Raw genomic sequence first — 16,595 nt, 5'->3', positions numbered from 1 at the left:
GTGCCAGCCGGATACGGCAGTGCCGGGGCAGCCCTACCCACATTCCCACCGGACTCACATGTTCATGCCCGCCGCCCGCCGGTTAGGAGCGGAGGCATGGAGAACGTACTCCGCCCGATGATCGTGATCGGCAGCACCGTCCTGCTCACCCTGGCCCTCGGCTGGGTCACGGACCGGCTGCTGCGCAAGGCCGACGACCGGAACACCGACACCCCGCTGTGGGGGCTGCTGCGGCGTGGCCGCATCCCCTACCAGCTCGTCCTGTGCGCCGCGATGCTCAGAGGCTCCTACGACCAGGCGCAGCTGCTGCAACGGCATCAGGTGGGCATCGGCCGGACACTGACCCTGGTGCTGATCGGGTCCGCGGCCTGGCTGGTGATCCGGATCGCCGCGGCCGTCGTCGAGACGACCTACAGCCGCTATGCCCGCATCCACCGGGACGCCGCGCGGGTCCGCCGGGTCCGCACGCAGGTGGAACTGATCATGCGGGTGGTCTCGGCGATCGTCATCGTCGTGGCCGCCTCCTCGATGCTGCTGACGTTCCCCGCGATGCGCGCGGCGGGCGCCTCGCTGCTGGCTTCGGCGGGCATCATCGCCGCCATCGCCGGTGTGGCCGCCCAGTCGACGCTGTCCAACATGTTCGCCGGCCTGCAGATCGCCTTCGGCGACATGGTGCGCATCGGCGACACGGTGGTCGTCGACGGCGAGTGGGGCACGGTCGAGGAGATCACCCTGACCTTCCTGACGGTACGGACCTGGGACGAGCGCCGGATCACCATGCCGGTGTCGTACTTCACCTCCAAACCGTTCGAGAACTGGTCGCGGGGCACCCCGCAGATGACGGGCATCGTCTACTGGCACCTCGACCACAGCGCGCCGATCGAGGCGATGCGCGAGAAGCTGCGCGACATCCTGCGCCAGTGCCCGGCCTGGGACGGCCGCGCCTACGGTCTGCAGGTGACGGACACCACCCAGAACACCATCCAGGTGCGCGCCCTGGTGACCGCGAAGGACGCGGACGACATCTGGACGGTGCGGGTCACCGTCCGCGAGGAGATGATCACCTGGCTGTCGGCGGAGCACCCCTACGCCCTTCCCCGGGTCAACACGTCGGACTCGGTGCTGCCGCCGACCCGCGTCCCGTCCCCGGACCGCACAGCGCTGCGCAAGGCCTACGACTTCCCGCGCACGGGCCGGGGCTGACCGGCCCGCCCCCTCAGTGCCCCCGCTCGGCACCGCCGTTGACCTGGATGATCTGCGAGGTGACATGCCCGGCGCCGGGCGAGGCCAGCCAGTGCAGGGTGGCGGCCACGTCCCCGGGTATACCGGGGCGGCCGGTCGAGGTGTCGTCGATGAGCCGCTGCCGCCGGGCCTCGTCCATGGTGTCGCCGAAGAACTCGGTCTCCTCGACATACCCGGGCGCCACCACGTTCACGGTGATGCCCCGCGGGCCCAACTCGCGGGCCAGGTCGTGGGCGTAGGGATGCAGCCCGGCCTTGGCCGCCGCATAGGCGCCGCTGCCCGAACCCCGGTAGGCGGCGATGGAACTGATCAGGAGCACCCGGCCGCCGGGCTCGGCGAGCCGGTCCTTCAGGGCTTCGGTGAGGAGGGCGGCGGTCAGGGTGTTCTGCCGGAAGTTGACGGTCCAGGCGTGCGCCACCCGGTCGAGGGGGTCGTCGCCGGCGGCCGGGGGCTCCAGGTTGCCGGCGCCTCCGGCGCTGTGCACCAGCACGTGGACCGTGCCGAGTTCCCCGGCGACGAACCGGGCGACGCCGCGCACCTCCTCGGGTTCGGCGAGGTCCGCCGCGTAGGTGAGCGCGCCGGGCACGGCGGCCTTCTCCAGCACCTCCCGGCGCCGCCCGAGCAACAGCACCCGGTCGCCGTCCGCCGCGAACGCCCGCGCCGCCGCGAGCCCGATGCCCGTACCGCCACCACTGATCACGATGTTGCGAGTCATGCTGCGAGCGTAGGAGGACACCCCGGGGCGTGCGCAAAGTTGTCCACAGGATCGGTGCTCTTGTATGACTTACCGTCAGGTCCTGTGACGGCCGGAAGGACCGACGACAAGCATGCCGCTCGCGGTGCCGCTCACCGCAGGCTCCGCACGTCGAGATGGCGCAGGACGCGGTCCACGATCTCCGGATCCGCACCGGGTTCGCTCCGGGCCGCCAGCACCTCGTGCCGCGCCGCGCTGAGCATCTCGCCCTGGATCCGCCGCACCCTCTTCAGGCGCTGGGCCCGCCGGTGGTGGGCCTCCCTGCGCTCCTCCTCCCCCATGTCGGGGCTGATCCGGATGCCGATGTCGTAGGCCCGCCGCAGCATCTGCTCCGACAGTTCCTCCGGCAACTCCTCCACCTGCTCGATCTCCCTGAGCCGGCGCTTCGCGGCCTTGGCCGCCCGCACGGCGAGTTCCTTCTCGAACTCCTTCTCCCGCTCGGAGTCGGCCCGTACCTCCAGCCGCCGCACCAGCCAGGGCAGCGTCAGCCCCTGCAGCACCAGTGTGGCGATGATCACCCCGAACGCGATGAACACGATCTCGTTCCGGTCGGGGAAGGGCGAACCGGCGTCGGTCTTGAGCGGAATGGCCAGCACCAGCGCCACCGAGGCCACGCCGCGCATCCCGGACCACCACATCACGACGGTCTCCCGCCAGCTCACCGGGATCTCCTCGTCGTAGTCCCGGCGGGCGTGCAGCCGCTTGGTGAGCCAGGTGGCCGGCAGCAGCCACACCAGCCGGACGAAGACCACCACGCCCGTGATCGCGCCCGCCCAGCCGAGCAGTTCGCCCCACCGCCCGGACGCCGTCCTGATCGCGTTGTGCAGCTCCAGACCGATCAGCCCGAAGGCGACCCCGGTGACGAGCGTGTCGACGATGTCCCAGAAGGTGTGCCCGGCGAGCCGGGTCAACACGTCGTCGGCGCCGGTGGCGTACTCGGCGAGGAAGAGCGCGGTGGTGAGCACGGCCAGCACCCCGGAGCCGTGCAGCTCCTCCGCCAGCACGTAGGAGGCGTACGGCACGAGCAGGGTCAGCCCGATCTGCAGGGTGGGGTCGCCGAGCAGGTCCATCAGCTTGTTCGCGCCCCAGCCCAGCGCCAGCCCGACGGCGACCGCGACCACGGCCGACAGCACCAGGTCCAGCCCGGCGCGCCACCACGAGAACTCACCGCTCACCGCGGCGGCGATCGCCACGTGGTACAGCACGATGGCCGTCACGTCGTTGAAGAGCCCTTCGCCCTCCAGGATCGACACCAGCCGGCGCGGCAGCCCGAGCTGCCCGGCGACGGCGGTCGCGGCGACGGGGTCGGGCGGGGCGATCAGCGCGCCCAGCGCCACGGCGGCGGCGATCGACAGTCCGGGCACGATCGCGTTGGCGACCACCGCCACGCACGCCGTCGTCACGAACACCAGCGCGACGGCCAGCAGGAAGATGGGCCGCCGGTTCGCCGCGAACTGCCGCCAGGAGGTGCGGCGTACGGCGGCGTAGAGCAGCGGCGGCAGCAGCGCGGGCAGGATCAGGTCCGGCGGGATGTCCACGTTGGGCACGAAGTCGGCGATCGCCAGGCCTCCGCCGAGCAGGGTCATCAGCACCGGCGCCGGCACCCCGAGCCGGTCCCCGACCGGGACGCTCACCAAGGCCCCGAGCAGCAGCACGAACAGCAGGGCCAGTTGATCCACGGCGGGCGCTCCGGGAGTCGACGATCACATGGCAGGCCTCAAGCCTGCCACGCCGGGCGCCGCCCGGAGGTGCCGGGCACGCCCCCGCCGGCCCCTGGGCCCCAGGGGCATGAGGCGCCTACAGGACGCGGCGCATCGCCCGGTGCGGGATGCCGGCGTCCGGGAACTCCGGGCCGTACGCCTCGTACCCGAGGCGCTCGTAGAAGCCGAGCGCCTGCGTCTGCGCGTGCAGGTCCACGGCCGTGAGGCCGCGCGTGCGTGCCGCCTCCTCGATGGCCCGCACCAGGGCCACGCCGACGCCCAGCCCGCGCGCCGCACGGGTCACGGCGAGCCGCCCCAGGGACCCCACGGAGATGTCCCCGCCGGTCTTCGCGGCGGCCGCCTCGCCGTACAGCAGGCGCCCGGTGCCGAGCGGCACGCCGTCCTCGCGGACCGCCAGGACGTGCACGGCAACGGCGTCGTAGGCGTCGTACTCGATGTCCTCGGCGACGCCCTGCTCGCGGACGAAGACGTCCTTGCGCACCGTGAAGCAGGCCTCGCGGTCGGCGGGGTCCTCGGCGATCCGGACGGTGTACGGCGTGCTCACCCGTAGGTCTCCTCACGCACCTGGTCGAGGGCCTTCTGCAGGTCCGCCGGGTAGTCGCTCTCGAACTCGACCCACTGCCCGTCGCCGGGGTGCTCGAAGCCGAGCCGGACGGCGTGCAGCCACTGGCGGGTCAGGTGCAGGCGCCTGGCGAGGGTCGGGTCGGCGCCGTAGGTCAGGTCGCCGACGCAGGGGTGGCGGTGGGCGGCCATGTGGACGCGGATCTGGTGGGTGCGGCCGGTCTCCAGCTTGACATCGAGCAGGGAGGCGGCGCGAAAGGCCTCGATGAGGTCGTAGTGGGTCACGGAGGGCTTGCCGTCGGCCGTGACCGCCCACTTGTAGTCGTGCTGGGGGTGGCGGCCGATCGGCGCGTCGATCGTGCCGCTCGTCGGGTCCGGGTGGCCCTGGACCAGGGTGTGGTAGCGCTTGTCGACCGTGCGCTCCTTGAACTGGCGCTTGAGCGACGTGTAGGCCCGCTCGGACTTGGCGACCGCCATCAGGCCGGAGGTGCCCACGTCGAGGCGGTGCACGATGCCCTGGCGCTCGGCGGCACCGGAGGTGGAGATCCGGTACCCGGCGGCGGCGAGACCGCCGATGACCGTCGGCCCGGTCCAGCCCGGGGACGGGTGGGCGGCCACGCCCACGGGCTTCACGATCACGACCACGTCCTCGTCGTCGTGCACGATCTCCATGCCCTCGACCGGCTCCGCGACGACCTGCACGGGCGCGGGCGCCTGCGGCATCTCGACCTCGAGCCAGGCACCACCGCGCACCCGCTCCGACTTGCCGACCACCGCGCCGTCGACCTGGACCTTGCCGGACGCGGCCAGCTCCGCCGCCTTCGTGCGGGAGAAGCCGAACATGCGGGAGATGGCGGCGTCGACGCGCTCGCCCTCCAGGCCGTCGGGCACGGGCAGGGTACGGATCTCGGGAAGGGTGCTCACCCGTCGAGTATGCCGGACGGCTTCGACCGCCCCGAACGAGCCTGTGGACAACCGTCCCCGCGACGACCCGGCTCAGTCCTTGTGGACCGTGCCGTCCGGGTCCAGGCCGCGGAAGGAGAGCAGCACGATCAGGATGCCGCCGCACACGATCGCCGAGTCGGCCAGGTTGAACACCGCGAAGCCCTTGGGCGCGATGAAGTCCACGACCTCGCCCTCGAAGACGCCGGGCGCCCGGAAGATCCGGTCGGTGAGGTTGCCGAGCGCACCGCCGAGCAGCAGGCCGAGCGCGATCGCCCAGGGCAGGCTGTACAGCTTGCGGGCCAGGCGGATGATGACCACGATCACGGCGGCCGCGATCACCGTGAAGATCACGGTGAAGGCCGCGCCGAAGCCGAAGGCCGCGCCCGGGTTGCGGATGGCGTGCAGCTCCAGCCAGTCGCCGATGAGCTGGATCGGCGCGCGGTGCTCCAGCTTCGCGACCACCAGCGTCTTGCTGATCAGGTCCAGGGCGTACGCGAAGGCGGCCACCGTGAACAGCACCGCGATCCGGCGACCGCGCCCGGTCCGCTGCGGCTGCGCCGCCTCCTGCGCGTCCGTGCCGGGCGCCGCCGTCCGCTCGCCGCCGTCGTCCGGGGTGTCCGGCGTACCGATGATGCGCTCCGCCTCTGCCACGTGAGTCCCTCAACCCTAGGTGCCTGACTGAGGACGAGACTACGGCACGCCCGCGCGGACCCCGATGGTCAGGAGCGACGTTCCTGCTTCTGCTTGCACTCCACGCACAGGGTGGCCCTCGGGAACGCCTGCATGCGGGCCTTGCCGATGGGATTGCCGCAGTTCTCGCACAGGCCGTAGGTGCCCGCGTCCAGCCGTTCCAGGGCGCGCTCGGTCTGGATGAGCATCTCGCGCGCGTTGGCGGCCAGCGCCATCTCGTGCTCGCGCGTGATGTTCTTCGTGCCGGTGTCGGCCTGGTCGTCGCCGGCGCCGTCCCCGGAGTCCCGCATCAGGCCCGCCAGGGACGTCTCCGAGGAGCTGATCTCGTCGGTGAGCCGCTTCGCCTCGCCGGTCAGCTCCGCGCGCGCCTCCGCGACCTCCTCGGCGGTCCAGGGATCCTCACCCGGGCGCACCGCCAGCTCGCCGGGCTCCGCCGCGGCGACCCGTGCCTTGGGAACGGCGGACTGGTCCGCCATGGCCGTGCCAGGAGTCTTCTTCGCAACCACTGTCGTGGCTCCCGTCTGCTTCGCGGCCCGCGCCGCGCCCGCTTGATTGGCCGTGCTCTTCTCGGCCGCTCCCGTCGAGACGTCCTCGGCGGCCGCCTTCTCCACACCGGCCTCCCCGGCCGTCGCCCCGCCGACTCCTTCCTCGGTGACCGTCCCGGGCTGCTTCCCGCCGACGGCGCTCTTCCCGACTGCCCGCTCCGGCGCCGCTTGGACAGCGGGCTGCTCGGCGGCCGTTTCGCGGACAGCTGCCTTCTCGGCGGCGGTCTTGTCCGCGGCCGCCTTCTGCGCGGCCGTCCTGTGGCCGGCCGGCTTCTCGGCGGCTGTGCTCTTGGCGGCTCCCTTCCTGGCCGCCGCCTTCTTCACCGCGGTCTCTTCGACGGCCGTGTCCTTGACAGCAGCCCCTTCGGCAGCCGTTTCGGCGGTCGTTTTCCTGGCCGCCTCCTCCCTGCCGGCCGCTTCCGCGGCGGGTGCCCTCTTGGCGCCCGCCTTTTCGGCGGCCGCGGCCTTGCCCGTGGTCTTCCTGGCTGCCGTCTTCTCCGCGGCCGTCTTCTTCCCGGCCGTCTTCTTCCCGGCCGTCTTCTTCCCGGCCGTCTTCTTGACCGCTGCCTTCTTGACCGCTGCCTTCTTGACCGCTGTGCTCCGTGCCGCTGTCTTCCCAGGGACCGTTTCCTCGGGCACCGCCTTCTTCGCCGCCGCCTTCTTCGCCGCCGCCTTCTTCGCCTCAGCGGCCTTCTTCGCCCCCGTCTTCTTCATGACCGCCGACGCATCCACCTTCTCGGCGGCTTTCCCGGCGGCCTTCTCCGCCGTCTTCCCCGCCGCACGCCGCTTCTCCGCGGAGTTCTGCCCAGCGGCGGCCGTCCTGTCACCGGCAGGCGGCTTCCCCGCGCTGCCCGCCGGCCGCCCAGCGCTCGCCGCCGCCATGGCCCCGCGCGCAGCAGCGGGCGCCCGCGCGGTCTTCACCGGCGTGGCCGACGCCGCACGCGCGCGGGTGGTCTTCTTGCCGTCCGCTCCCTTGGCCTCGCCGCCGGGGGCAGCCGTAGCACCGGAGGCGGCCGCGCCCCTGGGGCGGCCGGTCGCCGGCTGCTGTACGGCGGTCTTCTTCGCCACCATGGCCGCGGCCCCTTCACATATTGTGATCTTGCTCGCGAATCGTGCTGGGACGATAAATCGACTTGAGTCCCGCGGCAACGGGGCACACCGCCCGATTCGCCCGCCCGCACCCCCCGCGTCGGCGGACCTGCATCCGTTGTGCCCAGCTCCCCGCCGGGTAATCCGCCGAGCCCGGCGTCCGCGGAGACGAGCTCCTGCCCCCTCGCCATTCGGGGCATCCCGCCGCCTGCCCGGCCGCTCACCCGCCCGCGCCGGAAAAGCGGTCGGCCGCTGTCCGCGCGGCGCCGTACACTGGGCGGAGCGAAAAGCGTGGATGGGGACGAGTAGCGGCGTAAGCAGCCCAGAGCGACCCGGGGACGGTGTGAGCCCGGGGGCGAGCGCGACGTGAAGATCACCCCGGAGCCGCCGGAAGAAAGCCGCTGCCGAAGGGCCAGCGCGAGTAGAACCGGCTTCGCGACCCCAATGAGGGGGCTCACCGGCGCGTACGGCGCGACGGAGGGCCAAGGAGGGTGGTACCGCGGGAGCGCGCCGCACACGGCGCAGGCGAAACAGCAGGCTCTCGTCCCTCCGACGGAAGGCAGCAAGTCCGTTGGAGGATGCTCGCAGATGACAGCGCCGACGTACCGCCAGGTGCCCGCCCAGGTCGACCTGCCCGCGCTTGAGCACGCCGTGCTCGACTTCTGGCGCGACCAGAAGATCTTCGCCAAGAGCCTGGAGCAGTCCGAGGGACGCCCGGAGTGGGTGTTCTACGAGGGCCCGCCCACCGCGAACGGCATGCCCGGCACCCACCACATCGAGGCACGCGTCTTCAAGGACGTCTTCCCCCGCTTCCGCACCATGCGGGGCTACCACGTGGCCCGCAAGGCCGGCTGGGACTGCCACGGCCTGCCCGTGGAGCTGGCGGTGGAGAAGGAGCTGGGCTTCTCCGGCAAGCAGGACATCGAGGCGTACGGCATCGCCGAGTTCAACGCCAAGTGCCGCGAGTCGGTGACCCGGCACACGGACGCCTTCGCCGAGCTGACGACCCGCATGGGCTACTGGGTCGACCTGGACGACGCGTACCGGACCATGGACCCGGAGTACGTGGAGTCGGTCTGGTGGTCGCTGAAGGAGATCTTCACCAAGGGCCTGCTGGTCCAGGACCACCGCGTCGCCCCCTGGTGCCCCCGCTGCGGCACCGGCCTGTCGGACCACGAGCTGGCGCAGGGCTACGAGACGGTCGTCGACCCGTCCGTGTACGTTCGTTTCCCGCTCACCTCCGGTCCGCTGGCCGGCGAGGCCGCGCTGCTGGTCTGGACGACGACCCCCTGGACCCTGGTGTCCAACACGGCGGTCGCCGCGCACCCGGAGGTCACCTACGTCGTCGCCACGAACGGCGAGGAGAAGCTCGTCGTCGCCGAGCCGCTGGTCGGGAAGGCGCTCGGCGAGGGCTGGGAGACCACCGGCCAGACCTTCACCGGCGCCGAGATGGAGCGCTGGACGTACCAACGGCCGTTCGAGCTCGTCGACTTCCCCGAAGCGGCGCACTTCGTGGTGAACGCCGACTACGTCACGACCGAGGACGGTACGGGTCTGGTCCACCAGTCCCCCGCGTTCGGTGAGGACGACCTCAGGGTCTGCCGCTCCTACGGCCTGCCCGTGGTCAACCCGGTCCGCCCCGACGGCACCTTCGAGGAGGACGTCCCGCTGGTCGGCGGTGTCTTCTTCAAGAAGGCCGACGAGAAGCTCACCGAGGACCTGAAGCAGCGCGGCCTCCTCTTCAAGCACCTGCCGTACGAGCACAGCTACCCGCACTGCTGGCGCTGCCACACCGCGCTGCTCTACTACGCGCAGCCGTCGTGGTACATCCGCACGACGGCGATCAAGGACCGGCTGATCCAGGAGAACGAGAAGACCAACTGGTTCCCGGAGACCGTCAAGCACGGCCGCTACGGGGACTGGCTGAACAACAACATCGACTGGGCGCTGTCCCGCAACCGCTACTGGGGCACCCCGCTGCCCATCTGGCGCTGCGAGGACGACCACCTCACCTGCGTCGGCTCCCGCGCGGAGCTGACCGAGCTGTCCGGCACGGACCAGTCGAACCTGGACCCGCACCGGCCGTACATCGACGACGTCACCTTCGCCTGCCCGCACGAGGGCTGTGCGAAGACGGCCACGCGCGTGCCGGAGGTGATCGACGCCTGGTACGACTCGGGTTCGATGCCGTTCGCGCAGTGGGGCTACCCGTACAAGAACAAGGAGCTGTTCGAGAGCCGGTACCCGGCGCAGTTCATCTCCGAGGCGATCGACCAGACCCGCGGGTGGTTCTACACGCTGATGGCCGTCGGCACGCTCGTCTTCGACCAGTCGTCGTACGAGAACGTCGTCTGCCTGGGCCACATCCTCGCCGAGGACGGCCGCAAGATGTCCAAGCACCTGGGCAACATCCTGCAGCCGATCCCGCTCATGGACCAGCACGGCGCGGACGCGGTGCGCTGGTTCATGGCGGCCGGCGGCTCGCCCTGGGCGGCCCGGCGCGTGGGCCACGGCACCATCCAGGAGGTCGTCCGCAAGACCCTGCTCACGTACTGGAACACGGTCGCCTTCCAGGCGCTGTACGCCCGTACGTCGAACTGGGCGCCGTCCGCCGCCGACCCGGCCCCGGCCGAGCGTCCGCTGCTGGACCGCTGGCTGCTGTCCGAGCTGCACGCGCTCACCGACCAGGTGACGCAGGCGCTGGAGGCGTACGACACCCAGCGCGCCGGCAAACTGCTGTCCGCGTTCGTCGACGACCTGTCGAACTGGTACGTCCGCCGTTCGCGCCGTCGCTTCTGGCAGGGTGACAAGGCCGCGCTGCGCACGCTGCACGAGGTGCTGGAGACGGTCACCAAGCTGATGGCGCCGATCACCCCGTTCATCACCGAGCGGGTGTGGCAGGACCTCGTCGTGCCGGTGGCCCCGGGTGCCCCGGAGTCGGTGCACCTGGCCCCCTGGCCGGAGGCGGACCTCTCCGCCATCGACCCGGAGCTGTCGAAGCAGATGGTGCTGGTGCGCCGGCTGGTGGAGCTGGGGCGGGCCACGCGCGCGGAGTCGGGCGTCAAGACGCGTCAGCCGCTGTCGCGGGCGCTGGTCGCGGCGGCCGGTTTCGAGTCCCTCGACCGTGAGCTGCACACCCAGATCACGGAGGAGCTGAACGTCTCCTCGCTGGCGTCCCTGTCGGAGGTCGGCGGCTCGCTGGTCGACACGACGGCCAAGGCGAACTTCCGGGCGCTGGGCAAGCGGTTCGGCAAGCGGGTGCAGGAGGTGGCCAGGGCGATCGCCACCGCGGACGCGGCGGCGCTGTCCCTCGCGCTGCGCGAGGGCACGGCGTCGGTGGAGGTCGACGGGGAGACCGTCTCGCTCGCCCCGGACGAGGTGATCATCACGGAGACCCCGCGCGAGGGCTGGTCGGTGGCCTCCGACTCCGGTGCGACGGTCGCCCTGGACCTGGAGATCACCGAGGAGCTGCGGCAGGCGGGCCTGGCCCGTGACGCGATCCGGCTGATCCAGGAGGCCCGCAAGAACAGCGGGCTGGACGTGGCCGACCGGATCGCCCTGCGCTGGACGTCGACCGACCCGGCGGTGGTCGCGGCGCTCACCGAGCACGCCGAACTGATCGCCGAGGAGGTCCTGTCGACCGACTTCGGCCAGGGCGAGGCCGACGAGACGTACGGCGAGCCGTTCACCGACGAGGGGCTGTCGCTGACGTTCCGGCTGCGCAAGGCGTAAGCGCCCGCGCCTTCTCGACAAGGCCCGGCCTCCAGCCCGGAGGCCGGGCCTTCCTTTTCCCGAGTGGCCCGAGCAGCCCGAGCAGTCCCGGCAGTCCGAGCAGTCCCGGCAGTCCGAGCAGTCCCGACACTCCGAGCAGAAAGAGCCGCCCGAGCAGAAAGAGCGGAGCCCCGGACCGAAGTCCGGGGCTCCGCTCTGAACGCTGCCGACGCCGTTGTCGTACTCGTTTCAGTGACCTGTCAGTTGTCGTCCTCGTCGATCAGGAAGCCTCGCATCGGCGAGGGCGCCTGGCCCATCGGGGACGGACCCTGGGGGCGGACCGGAGCCATGGGCTGGGTCATCGCCGGGGTCATCTGCTGCTGACCGCCGTAGGACGGGGCGGACGGCGCAGGGGACCCGCCCATCGTCTGGTTGCCGCCGTAGGACGGGGCACTCGCGCCGGCCGGGGCCATGGACGGCGCCGGGGACGGCGGGAGGGACGCGGTGGCCGGGGTGCGCGGCGGGGCCAGCGAGTCGTCGGCCTGGGTCTCGAGCTGGCGCAGCTGGGACTCCAGGTACGACTTCAGGCGCGTGCGGTACTCGCGCTCGAAGCCGCGCAGGTCCTCGACCTTGCGCTCCAGCGTGGCGCGCGCGGACTCCAGGGAGCCCATGGCCACGCGGTGCTTCTCCTGCGCGTCCCGCTCGAGCGCGTCGGCCTTGGCGCGGGCGTCACGCTCGAGACCCTCGGCGCGGCTGCGGGCCTCGCCGACGATCTTGTTGGCCTCGGAGCGGGCCTCGGCGATCGCCTGGTCGGCGGTCTGCTGGGCCAGCGAGAGGACTCGGGCGGCGCTGTCGCCACCGGGGCCCTGACCGGGGCCGCCCATCGGACCGCCCATGGGGCCGCCCATCGGACCGCCCATCTGCTGCTGCATGGGCGGCTGACCGCCCATGGGGCCACCCATCGGACCCTGGCCCATCGGACCGGGGCCCTGCGGGCCACCCTGACCGCCGGGACCGGCGGGCAGCTGCGGAGCACCGCTCGGCAGCTGGGGCGGACCACCCATGGGGCCACCCATCTGCTGCTGCGGCGGGCCCGATATCCCGGCGGGCACTGGCGCGCCGGGACCTCGCATGCCCTGCTGCTGGGGATGCGGTGGCTGGTCCTGCTCCGGAGGTTTGCGCATGTTCTGCTGGTTCTGCGCAGCAGCGCGCGTGGCCGCGGCCAGCTTGGCGCGCAGGTCCTCGTTCTCGCGGAGCAGACGGGTCAGTTCGGCTTCGACCTCGTCGAGGAAGGCATCGACCTCGTCCTCGTCATAGCCTTCTCGGAGGCGGACGGTCGTGAACTGCTTGTTCCGCACGTCCTCGGGGGTCAACGGCATCTCTTCACCTCAACGTAGTCATCGGCAGTCGGCAAGACCGTATCGTCCACCCTCATCACAGGAAGCTCTGCGCAACGGAGATGAGGATCCAGACAATGATCATCAGTACGAAGAAGGACAGGTCGAGCGCCACGCCCCCGAGACGCAGCGGCGGGATGAACCGCCGCAGAAGCTTCAGCGGTGGATCGGTGACAGTGTAGGTGGCCTCCAGGACGACCACCATCGCCTTGCCGGGTTGCCACGAGCGGGCGAACTGGAAGACGTAGTCCATGACCAGCCGGAAAATGAGCACGACGAGGAACACCATCAGCGCGATGTAGATCACCTGCGCGAACACGCTCATGGCCTGACTTTCCCTCTCCCCTGTCCCGTGCTTCTTTCCGGTGGTGCGTCTCAGCTCTGGTTGAAGAACCCGCCCTCTGCGATGCGGGCCTTGTCCTCCGCCGTGACATCGACGTTAGCAGGCGACAACAGAAACACCTTCTGCGTCACCCGCTCGATGCTGCCGTGAAGACCAAACACCAAACCGGCCGCAAAGTCGACAAGTCGCTTCGCGTCTGTGTCATCCATCTCAGTCAGATTCATGATCACCGGCGTGCCCTCACGGAAGTGTTCCCCGATGGTACGGGCCTCGTTGTACGTCCGGGGGTGCAGCGTGGTGATCCGGTACGGCTCTCGTTCGGACACGACCTTGGGCATGATCACCGGTGCGTTCTTCTCCAGGGACTGACGTTCTTGTGTGATGGATGCCACGGGCGCGATGCGCGCCGGACGCCCGGATTCCGCGGCGAGCGAAGTCGATCGGGCCACCGGTTCGCGTGGCGCGGGCGGTTGCACGATTCGTACCTCTTCGTCCCTTTGGGTCTGAAGTGCACCGTGCGACTGGTGTGACGGCTCGTGCCGCCGATGGTCCCGCTCGGGCTCCGGGTCCAGTTCGGGCTCGAAGTCGTCGTCGGGGTCGAATCCACGGCCGTCGTACCCATCGTCCTCCACGAGGCCGAGGTAGACCGCCATCTTGCGCATCGCGCCGGCCATGCTCTGAGTCCTCCGCTCTGTGGTGGATCCGCTGACGACCGCCAAGTGCCCGCGATCCACGTGGTCGTTGTGCCCTTCTGCACGGCACTGACCATATTTTCTGCTGTGGTCCGACTTCCTGGCGACGTTACCCGAGCCTGGGGCGGACTCCGAGTACCGCGGTGCCGACGCGCACATGTGTCGCCCCGGCGGCCACGGCCTGTTCGAGGTCCGCACTCATCCCTGCGGACACCATGGTTGCAGCCGGATGGGCTCGGCGCAGGTCGGTCGACAAATCCATGAGCCGCTCGAACGCCGCCTGTTCGCGTCCCGCGTACTCGCCGGTGAGCGGGGCGACGGTCATCAGACCGTCGAGCCGCAGTCCGGGTGAACCGGCGACGAGGTCGGCCAACTCTTCGATTCCGCCCGGCGCGACACCTCCGCGCTCCCCGCGCCCGCTCACGCCGGCGTCGAGTGCGACCTGGAGCAGACACCCCACCTCGCGCCCGGCCCGCACGGCCTCCTTGGACAGCGCCGCGACGAGCCGCGAACGGTCCACGGACTGCACCACATCCGCATAACCGACCACGGAGCGCACCTTGTTGGTCTGCAACTGCCCAACAAAGTGCCATTTCAGGGGCAAATCCGCGCAGGCGGCCGCCTTCGGGGCAGCATCCTGGTCCCGGTTCTCGGCGACATGGCGCACCCCGAGTTCCGAGAGGATCCGTACATCGCTCGCCGGGTAGGTCTTGGTGACCACGATCAGGGTCACCTCCGCCCGGTCGCGCCCCGCTGCCACGCACGCGGCGGCGATGCGCTGCTCCACTTTCGCCAGATTTGCGGCGAGTTCGGTCTTACGGTCCGTCATGCCCCATCAGTCCAGCCAGACGTAACCCGCGAGCCGCCCGGTGGTGCGGTCGCGGCGGTACGAGAAGTGGTCGTCCGACTCCCGCGTGCACACCGGCGAGTGCGCCCGGTCGCGCACCCCGAGCCGGTCGAGCTGCGCGTGCACTCCGGCGCTCACGTCGACAGCGGGCGTGCCCCAGCGCGTCTCGGCGTGCGCCGCCGGCTCAGCGGCGGCCACCTCGGCGCGCATCTCCTCCGGCACTTCGTAGCACCCGCCGCACACGGCCGGTCCGGTGCGGGCGACGATCCGGCGCGGCTCGGCACCGAGTTCGGCCATGGCCCGAACCGCGGCGGGGACGACACCGCGGACCATGCCGGGCCGCCCGGCGTGCACCGCGGCGACCACGCCGGCGACCGGGTCGGCGAGCAGGACCGGCACGCAGTCGGCGGTGAGAACGGCGAGGCCGAGGCCCCGCACCGTCGTGACGACGGCGTCGGCCTGCGGGGGCTGCCGGTCGCCCCACGGTCCGTCGACCAGGACGACCTCGTTGCCGTGCACCTGGTTCATCCAGACGACCCGGCCGGGGTCGAGACCGAGCGACTTGGCCGCGAGGTCCCGGTTGGTGCGTACGGCCTGCGGGTCGTCGCCGACCGCTCCGCCGAGGTTGAGCTCCTCATACGGAGCGGCGCTCACCCCGCCCCACCGGTCGGTGAAGGCGAAGTGCGCGCCGCTCACGCTCTCGCGCTGTCCTATCACTTCAGGAAGTCCGGTACGTCCAGTTCCTCGGCCCCGCTGTCCGAGTAGGAGGTGCGCGGCGACGGCGTGACCGGCGGGGGAACCGGGAGGTCGGCCACCGGCTCGGCGGGGACCGGCTCCGGGTCCTCCTTCGGCGTCACGCTGCCGAGCGAGCCGAAGGACGGGCGGCTCTCCGGCTGGCGTACCGGCGCCGGCTCGTCCCGGCGGGCCGGCGCCGAGGAGGAGGACGAACCGAGCACGTTGTCCCGGCGGGCCGGGGGCTGGCCCCCGTCGAATCCGGCCGCGATCACGGTGACCCGGACCTCGTCGCCGAGGGCGTCGTCGATGACCGCACCGAAGATGATGTTGGCCTCGGGGTGGGCGGCCTCGCTGACGAGCTGGGCGGCCTCGTTGATCTCGAAGAGACCGAGGTCGGAACCACCGGAGATGGAGAGCAGCACGCCCCGGGCGCCGTCGATGGACGCCTCCAGCAGCGGCGAGGAGATCGCCATCTCGGCGGCGGCCACCGCGCGGTCGTCGCCGCGGGCCGAGCCGATGCCCATGAGGGCGGAACCGGCCTCGGACATGACCGACTTGACGTCGGCGAAGTCGAGGTTGATCAGGCCGGGGGTGGTGATGAGGTCGGTGATGCCCTGCACGCCGGAGAGCAGGACCTGGTCGGCGGACTTGAACGCGTCCAGGACCGAGACCTGGCGGTCCGAGATGGACAGCAGCCGGTCGTTGGGGATGACGATGAGGGTGTCGACCTCTTCGCGGAGTTCGGCGATGCCGTCCTCGGCCTGGTTGGCGCGGCGGCGTCCCTCGAAGGTGAAGGGACGGGTGACCACGCCGATGGTCAGGGCGCCCAGCGAGCGCGCGATGTTGGCCACGACGGGTGCCCCGCCGGTGCCGGTGCCGCCGCCTTCACCGGCCGTCACGAAGACCATGTCGGCCCCCTTGAGGACCTCCTCGATCTCCTCGCGGTGGTCCTCGGCGGCCTTGCGGCCGACGGCCGGGTTGGCTCCGGCGCCGAGTCCGCGGGTGAGTTCCCGGCCGACGTCGAGTTTGACGTCCGCGTCGCTCATCAACAGCGCCTGTGCGTCGGTGTTGATGGCGATGAACTCGACGCCCTTGAGACCGACCTCGATCATCCGGTTGATGGCATTGACACCACCGCCGCCGACACCGATGACCTTGATGACTGCGAGGTAGTTCTGCGGTGCTGCCACGTCGAAGGCCTCTCGCCTCGAATTACGTTGTCGCCGCCGTGCGGTGCCCCGCGCCGGGACGACGGATGCCGAATGGGACGGTCCGTAGCGCCGACCCGAACCCTAACCCTGAAGTTTAGGGTTACCAGTGTGT

The 16,595-nt window shown here is 71.1% G+C and carries 14 protein-coding genes; 2 read left to right on the top strand and 12 right to left on the bottom strand.

The features are described 5' to 3' along the window. Nucleotides 1–96: 96 nt before the first annotated feature. Nucleotides 97–1,203, top strand: coding sequence for a mechanosensitive ion channel family protein (locus ACZ404_RS17710; RefSeq protein ID WP_468440788.1), 1,107 nt, complete (start codon nucleotides 97–99; stop codon nucleotides 1,201–1,203). Nucleotides 1,204–1,216: 13 nt separating this feature from the next. On the opposite strand, the gene ACZ404_RS17705 is transcribed toward ACZ404_RS17710, so the two are convergent. From ACZ404_RS17705 to ACZ404_RS17680, 6 genes are all read right to left on the bottom strand, one after another. Continuing rightward, on the bottom strand, nucleotides 1,217–1,957 hold the full coding sequence (locus ACZ404_RS17705) for an SDR family NAD(P)-dependent oxidoreductase (protein WP_468440786.1): 741 nt from the start codon (nucleotides 1,955–1,957) through the stop codon (nucleotides 1,217–1,219). A gap of 131 nt (nucleotides 1,958–2,088) precedes the next feature. Then, nucleotides 2,089–3,675, bottom strand: coding sequence for a Na+/H+ antiporter (locus ACZ404_RS17700; RefSeq protein ID WP_468440784.1), 1,587 nt, complete (start codon nucleotides 3,673–3,675; stop codon nucleotides 2,089–2,091). A 118-nt stretch (nucleotides 3,676–3,793) separates the two neighbouring features. Beyond that, entirely contained in the window at nucleotides 3,794–4,261 is a 468-nt protein-coding gene (locus ACZ404_RS17695; RefSeq protein WP_468440782.1) for a GNAT family N-acetyltransferase, read from the bottom strand. Next, the gene (locus ACZ404_RS17690; RefSeq protein ID WP_468440780.1) at nucleotides 4,258–5,202 is read right to left on the bottom strand and encodes an RluA family pseudouridine synthase; all 945 of its coding nucleotides are present in this window, start codon (nucleotides 5,200–5,202) and stop codon (nucleotides 4,258–4,260) included. Before ACZ404_RS17690 ends, ACZ404_RS17695 begins: the two co-directional genes overlap by 4 nt. A 72-nt stretch (nucleotides 5,203–5,274) precedes the next feature. Beyond that, entirely contained in the window at nucleotides 5,275–5,874 is a 600-nt protein-coding gene (gene lspA, locus ACZ404_RS17685; RefSeq protein ID WP_468440778.1) for a signal peptidase II, read from the bottom strand. A gap of 68 nt (nucleotides 5,875–5,942) precedes the next feature. Further along, nucleotides 5,943–7,529: a TraR/DksA family transcriptional regulator gene (locus ACZ404_RS17680; RefSeq protein ID WP_468440776.1), complete on the bottom strand. Its 1,587-nt coding sequence runs from the start codon at nucleotides 7,527–7,529 to the stop codon at nucleotides 5,943–5,945. A 606-nt stretch (nucleotides 7,530–8,135) separates the two neighbouring features. On the opposite strand from ACZ404_RS17680, the gene ileS reads away from it, so the two are divergent. Continuing rightward, nucleotides 8,136–11,279 carry an isoleucine--tRNA ligase gene (gene ileS, locus ACZ404_RS17675; protein ID WP_468440774.1) on the top strand — a complete coding sequence of 1,048 codons (3,144 nt, stop codon included), beginning with the start codon at nucleotides 8,136–8,138 and terminating at the stop codon, nucleotides 11,277–11,279. Between the two features lie 239 nt (nucleotides 11,280–11,518). On the opposite strand, the gene ACZ404_RS17670 is transcribed toward ileS, so the two are convergent. The 6 genes from ACZ404_RS17670 to ftsZ form a co-directional block, all read right to left on the bottom strand. Continuing rightward, complete coding sequence (locus ACZ404_RS17670; RefSeq protein WP_468440772.1) at nucleotides 11,519–12,637, bottom strand: DivIVA domain-containing protein; 1,119 nt, start codon at nucleotides 12,635–12,637, stop codon at nucleotides 11,519–11,521. A 55-nt stretch (nucleotides 12,638–12,692) separates the two neighbouring features. Next, complete coding sequence (locus ACZ404_RS17665) at nucleotides 12,693–12,980, bottom strand: YggT family protein (RefSeq protein ID WP_468440770.1); 288 nt, start codon at nucleotides 12,978–12,980, stop codon at nucleotides 12,693–12,695. 50 nt (nucleotides 12,981–13,030) lie between these two features. Further along, nucleotides 13,031–13,672, bottom strand: a complete 642-nt coding sequence (locus ACZ404_RS17660; RefSeq protein ID WP_468440768.1) for a cell division protein SepF — start codon at nucleotides 13,670–13,672, stop codon at nucleotides 13,031–13,033. Between the two features lie 127 nt (nucleotides 13,673–13,799). Beyond that, the gene (locus tag ACZ404_RS17655) at nucleotides 13,800–14,519 is read right to left on the bottom strand and encodes a YggS family pyridoxal phosphate-dependent enzyme (protein ID WP_468440766.1); all 720 of its coding nucleotides are present in this window, start codon (nucleotides 14,517–14,519) and stop codon (nucleotides 13,800–13,802) included. A 6-nt stretch (nucleotides 14,520–14,525) separates the two neighbouring features. Continuing rightward, nucleotides 14,526–15,254 carry a peptidoglycan editing factor PgeF gene (gene pgeF / locus ACZ404_RS17650; protein ID WP_468440764.1) on the bottom strand — a complete coding sequence of 243 codons (729 nt, stop codon included), beginning with the start codon at nucleotides 15,252–15,254 and terminating at the stop codon, nucleotides 14,526–14,528. Continuing rightward, entirely contained in the window at nucleotides 15,251–16,462 is a 1,212-nt protein-coding gene (gene ftsZ, locus ACZ404_RS17645; RefSeq protein WP_468440762.1) for a cell division protein FtsZ, read from the bottom strand. Before ftsZ ends, pgeF begins: the two co-directional genes overlap by 4 nt. Between the last annotated feature and the right edge of the window lie 133 nt (nucleotides 16,463–16,595).

It is taken from the genome of Streptomyces sp. NPDC030798, assembly GCF_055572275.1.
The sequence above is the reverse complement of the archived record's forward strand: the minus strand, read 5'-3'. Positions and strand labels throughout refer to the sequence as shown.

Excerpts from the sequence above, each read along its gene's own strand:
- ACZ404_RS17670 (WP_468440772.1), bottom strand. The coding sequence starts at position 12,637 with ATGCCGTTGACCCCCGAGGACGTGCGGAACAAGCAGTTCACGACCGTC.
- ileS (WP_468440774.1), top strand. The coding sequence starts at position 8,136 with ATGACAGCGCCGACGTACCGCCAGGTGCCCGCCCAGGTCGACCTGCCC.
- ACZ404_RS17710 (WP_468440788.1), top strand. The coding sequence starts at position 97 with ATGGAGAACGTACTCCGCCCGATGATCGTGATCGGCAGCACCGTCCTG.
- ACZ404_RS17680 (WP_468440776.1), bottom strand. The coding sequence starts at position 7,529 with ATGGTGGCGAAGAAGACCGCCGTACAGCAGCCGGCGACCGGCCGCCCC.
- ACZ404_RS17705 (WP_468440786.1), bottom strand. The coding sequence starts at position 1,957 with ATGACTCGCAACATCGTGATCAGTGGTGGCGGTACGGGCATCGGGCTC.
- ACZ404_RS17665 (WP_468440770.1), bottom strand. The coding sequence starts at position 12,980 with ATGAGCGTGTTCGCGCAGGTGATCTACATCGCGCTGATGGTGTTCCTC.
- ACZ404_RS17660 (WP_468440768.1), bottom strand. The coding sequence starts at position 13,672 with ATGGCCGGCGCGATGCGCAAGATGGCGGTCTACCTCGGCCTCGTGGAG.
- ACZ404_RS17655 (WP_468440766.1), bottom strand. The coding sequence starts at position 14,519 with ATGACGGACCGTAAGACCGAACTCGCCGCAAATCTGGCGAAAGTGGAG.